At 72.9% G+C, this 4,944-nt stretch carries 5 protein-coding genes; 3 read left to right on the forward strand and 2 right to left on the reverse strand.

All coding sequences use genetic code 11. The features are described from left to right. Both E1264_RS40080 and E1264_RS40085 read left to right on the forward strand, forming a co-directional pair. Positions 1–358, forward strand: a 358-nt coding sequence (locus E1264_RS40080; RefSeq protein ID WP_207936864.1) for a hypothetical protein, incomplete at its 5' end; no start/stop codon positions are given. Positions 359–500: 142 nt separating this feature from the next. Then, positions 501–1,391, forward strand: coding sequence for an AfsR/SARP family transcriptional regulator (locus E1264_RS40085; RefSeq protein ID WP_132182392.1), 891 nt, complete (start codon positions 501–503; stop codon positions 1,389–1,391). 58 nt (positions 1,392–1,449) lie between these two features. Here the strand turns inward: E1264_RS40085 and E1264_RS40090 are convergent, their stop codons facing one another. Continuing rightward, the gene (locus tag E1264_RS40090; protein ID WP_132182394.1) at positions 1,450–1,851 is read right to left on the reverse strand and encodes a peptidase inhibitor family I36 protein; all 402 of its coding nucleotides are present in this window, start codon (positions 1,849–1,851) and stop codon (positions 1,450–1,452) included. 8 nt (positions 1,852–1,859) lie between these two features. Further along, the gene (locus E1264_RS40095) at positions 1,860–2,258 is read right to left on the reverse strand and encodes a peptidase inhibitor family I36 protein (protein ID WP_132182396.1); all 399 of its coding nucleotides are present in this window, start codon (positions 2,256–2,258) and stop codon (positions 1,860–1,862) included. A 159-nt stretch (positions 2,259–2,417) separates the two neighbouring features. Here E1264_RS40095 and mbhE point away from each other — a divergent pair. Then, on the forward strand, positions 2,418–4,944 hold a 2,527-nt coding region (gene mbhE, locus E1264_RS40100), incomplete at its 3' end, for a hydrogen gas-evolving membrane-bound hydrogenase subunit E (RefSeq protein ID WP_132182398.1).

Consider the following 4,944-nt stretch of genomic DNA (forward strand, 5'->3'; position numbering starts at 1 on the left):
GCGTGGGGATGGGGGCGAGGTGGGTCAAGGGCAATGCCATTTTCTGCGCGGGACCATTGAGGATTTGCGGACCAAGCAGACCTGGCCGCATATGTTCCAGTGTGCGAATCGGCCGGGGGTCGCCGTGTATCAGGATGCCGGGTTCGGGGTGAAGGTGGCTGTGTTGGAGACCGACCCGAGCTGGTTCATCTGCTGGACGCGCGGTGAGCGCCATTCCGGCGGTAACGACATCTGGTACTACACGCAGGGTGATCGAGTGACAGCCATGCCGGCGCTGTACGGCTGGGGATACGTGGCCGCGTCCGATGTGCGGGCCGACCGTACGCCCGATCCGGCGATCACTCGACGGTGTCGCTGACCTGCGGGTTCGCTGTTCTAAACGATTCGGAACGGCTCTTCGGCGGTTCAGGGAACCGCGTCGGGCGGCTCGTTGTCTACCCTACGGGGGGTAACCCCGCACGCCGGGTTCTCGGCGTATACACCCCGCGATCGTCCACGCAATGACCGCCTTTGGAAGGGTGACGCGACGGGTGAACGACCGCGTGAATTTTCGGATTCTGGGGCCGCTGCGCGCCGGAGTCCGCGGGGGACAGATCGACCTTGGCGGCGATAGGGCGCGGCTCGTGCTGGCGGCTCTGCTTCTCGAACCGGATCGGCCGGTCCCGGTGGAGCGGCTTGTGGACGGCGTTTGGCCGGACGGTCCGCCGGAGTCGGCTCGCACTCAGGTCGCCATTGTCGTGTCGGGGTTACGGCGTGCGTTCAGCCGTGCGGGCAGCGACCGGCAGGTGATCGAGACGGTGCGGCCCGGGTATCGCGTTTCCGGGGAGAACGCCACGATCGACGCGCTCGTTGCCGAGAGGCATATCGGGGCGGCGCGGCGGGACGCGGCGGCGGGGCGGCTGGCCTCGGCCGCCGGACGGTTCCGCGACGCGCTGGCGCTCTGGGACGGGCCCGTCCTCGCCGGGCTCGGCGGTCCGCTCGTCGAGGCGGGCGCGGTCCGGTGGGGGGAGCTGCGGCTGGCCGCGATCGAGGAGGCCGCGCAGGTGGGGCTGGCGCTCGGCCGGCACCGGGAGCTGGTAGGCGAGCTGCTGGGGCCGGTGGGCGAGCATCCGTACCGGGAACGGCTGCGGGCGCTGCTGATGCTGGCGCTGGCGCGGGCAGGACGGCAGAGCGAGGCGCTCGACGTCTACCACGAGGGACGCCGCAGGCTCGACGAGGAGCTCGGGCTGGAACCGGGGCGCGAGCTGCGGAACCTCCACGCCGCCATCCTGCGGGACGATCCGTCCACGCATTACGGGACGCCCGTCGTGCAGGGCGCGCTGAGCTGCGGGGTGCCGCGTGGCCGTGCGTTGCGGTGGCGTCGTACGGCACGCACCCTGCGCTGCTGCTGACAAAGGGGAAGGCCGCCGAGGGCGTGGCGCTCGGCGGCCTTCCTGGGAGGGGGAGGAGTCAGTTCACCCAGCGGTGGGAGCGCATGAGCTGGCCCTCCCAGAAGTTGGTCCGCGTACCGGCGGAGACCGTGCCCCAGTGGCTCTCGTAGTTGGCGAACGAGTAGATCTTCACCTTGCTGTACGAGCCGGTGTAGCCGTTGTTCCACAGCGAGGCGACGAGGAAGCGCGGGCTGCACCGGACGTCGCCGCCCTGCCAGTCATTGTCGTTGCCGTACCAGGAGCACTTGATGCCCGTGCCGTTCTTGCCGCTCCAGACGCAGAAGTCGCCCTTGGCACAGGAGCCCTGCCACGCGGCGGCGGCACCGGCCCCGGCGGTCTCGGCCTGCGCGGCGGCGGGCGCCAGCACGGTGGCGAGGCCGGCGGCGGCGAGGCCCGTCACGGCGATCCGGATCTTGTTCATGTCCCCTCCTACCTCGCCCACTGGTGCGAGCGGATGGAGACGTTCGCCGCGTTGATCGGCCGGGACGTCACCGGGACGGGGTCGGAGATCTGGCTCCCGTAGTTCGCGTACCGGTAGAACTTCACCTTGTTGTAGGGGGTGCTGGTGTAGCCGTTGTTCCAGATGCTGTTGACCTTGAAGCCGTACGGCCTGCAGCGGACGTCGCCGCCCTGCCAGTCGGGGTCGTCGCCGTCCCAGTTGCAGCGGGTGCCGGTGGCGTTCTTGCCGCTCCACACGCACACGTCGCCCTTGGGGCAGCCGGCCGTGGTGGCGGTGGTCGTGGCGGCCAGGGCGGCCGACGGCGCGGCGGCGATGACGGCCCCCGCCGCCACCGCACCGGCCAGCAGCCCGATTCGGATCTTGCTCATGTTCTCCCCGTTTCGTGTCCCCGCCGTCAGGTCTGGCGGGGATGGACGCCGATGACGCTACGGGCGCCCGTTATCGAACGCTTATCGTCCGCGCGCACCGTGTGCACGGCCCTGCGACGTTCAGTTTCGGGGGCGCTGGCCGGGTAGATCGTCTGCGACGTGCCTTGCGCGGAGGGGGGCTGCGGCGGCGTGGTGGTGCTGGTGGTGGCGTACGCCGTCGCGGCGGTCGCCGTTCCGTGGGCGCTGGGGCGGCACGGGCGGGTGATGGCGTGCGCGGCCGCGGTGCTTCCGGCGGTGACGGCCGTGTGGGCGCTGGCACGGGCCGGTGACGTCGTCACGGCGAACGTCGGGTGGGCGTCCGATCTGGGGCTGGCGATCGATCTCCGGCTGGACGCGCTGGCCGTGGTGATGCTGGTGCTGGTGGGCGGGGTCGGCGCGGTGGTGCTCTGCTACTCGGGCTGGTACTTCGGGCCCGGCCAGCGGCTGATGACCGGGACGCTGGTCGCGTTCGCGGGTGCGATGACCGGGCTGGTGCTCGCCGACAACCTGCTCGTCCTGTACGTGTTCTGGGAGCTGACGACCGTCAGCTCGTTCATCCTGATCGGCGCCGCCCGTCCGGACCGGGCCGAGGACCGGCGGGCGGCCGTCGAGGCGCTGCTCATGACCACGGCGTTCGGGCTGGTGATGCTGGCCGGGTTCGTGCTGCTCGGGCAGGCCGGGGGGACGTACCGGATCTCGGCCCTGCTGGCCGATCCGCCGGGCGGGGCGGCGGCGGAGGCGGGCGTGGTGCTCGTGCTGCTGGGCGCGTTCGCCAAGTCGGCGCAGGTGCCGCTGCACGCGTGGCTGCCCGCGGCGATGGTCGCGCCGACCCCGGTGAGCGCCTACCTGCACGCCGCCGCGATGGTGAAGGCGGGCGTCTACCTGGTGGCGCGGCTGGCGCCCGCGTTCGCGGACACGGGCGTGTGGCGGCCGATGGTCGTCGTGGCGGGGCTGGTGAGCATGGTCGTCGGCGGGCTGGTCGCGCTGCGGCAGGACGACCTGAAACGGCTCCTCGCGTACGGGACGGTGAGCCAGCTCGGCCTCCTCATGATCCTGCTCGGGGACGGGACGCCGACGGCCGCGCTGGCGGGCTCCGCCCTGCTGCTCGCGCACGGCCTGTTCAAGGCGCCGCTGTTCCTGGCGGCCGGAGTGCTGGAGCACCAGACGGGGACGCGGCGTGCCGACCGCCTCTCGGGGCTGGGACGGCGGATGCCGGTGCTCGCGCTCGCCGGGGCGGCGGCGGTCGCGTCCATGATCGGGCTGCCGCCGTTCCTGGGGTTCGTGGCGAAGGAGGCGGCGATCAAGGCGTTCGCCCATGGGGGCGCGGACGCCGCCGTCCTCGCCGGTGTGGTGGCGGGGTCGGCGCTCACCGTGGCCTACGGCGCGCGTTTCCTGAAGGGCGCGTTCGGCGGTGAGCCAGGGGAGGGACGGCGCGGCGAGCCGTGGGGGCTCGTCGGGCCGGTCGTGGTGCTGGCGGCGGCGGGGTCCGTGCTGGGTGTGATCCCCGGGACAGTGCAGAGGCTGGTCAAGCCCTATGCGAGAACGCTGGAACCGGGGTCCGATTACGACCTGGCGCTGTGGCACGGGTTCGGGCTGGTGCTCTGGTTGTCCGCGCTCGCGATCGGGGTGGGCGCCGGGGTGTACTTCGCGTTCGGGCGGTCGTTCCCGGCGAGGCGGGACGTCCGGTGGAAGGTGCCGGACGTGCAGCGGGCCTACGACGCCGTGATCGAGGGGATCCTCAACGGCGCGCACGCGGTGACGCGGCGCGTGCAGATCGGGTCGCTGCCCGCGTACCTCGGGGTGATCGCGGTGACGGTGCTCGTCCTGCCGGGCACGGCGCTGGCGGCCGGGCTGATCGGCGGGCGCGGCCCGTCCGAGCGGGTGGGCGCGCTGCGGGCCTGGGACGATCCGGTGCAGCCCGTCCTCGCCGTGGTGGTCGCCGGGTGCGCGATCGCGGCGGTGCGGGCGCGCCGGAGGCTGTCGGCGGCGCTGCTGCTCGCCGGCGTCGGCTACGGGACGGGCGGGCTCTTCGTCATGCAGGGCGCCCCCGACCTCGCCCTCACGCTGCTCGTCGTGGAGTCCCTGTCGCTGATCATGCTGGTGCTGGTGCTGCGGCGGCTGCCGGAGCGCTTCCCGCCGTGGCGCCGCACGACGCCCGGCCGGGTCGCGACCGGCGCGATCAGCCTCGGCCTCGGCGGGTTCGTCGCGGTGTTCCTCGTGGTCGCGGCGCTGAGCCGCGGCTCCGACCCGGTCGGCCCCCGCTACGCCGGGCCCGCCGAAGAGGAGGGGGCGAAGAACATCGTGAACCTGATCCTGGTCGAGCTGCGGGCCCTCGACACGCTCGGCGAGATCGCGGTGCTGGCCGTCGCGGCGATGGGCGTGGCCGGGCTGGTGATGGGGCGTCCCGGGGCATGGCGGCGGATCAGCCCGTCCGCCGCGAGAGGCGGGAAGGGCGCGCAACCGGGGGGAGTGGCGCGGACGCGCTGGCTCGCCACGCCCGGACGTCCCCCGCTGGGCGGCTCCTCGGTCGTGCTGGAGGCGGCGGCGCGGCTGCTCGGCCCGACGATCCTGGTGTTCTCGATCTACCTGCTGATCGCGGGGCACGGGCATCCCGGCGGCGGGTTCGTGGGCGGGCTCGTGGCGGGCA

This window comes from Actinomadura sp. KC216, assembly GCF_004348535.1.
Taxonomy (GTDB): domain Bacteria; phylum Actinomycetota; class Actinomycetes; order Streptosporangiales; family Streptosporangiaceae; genus Spirillospora.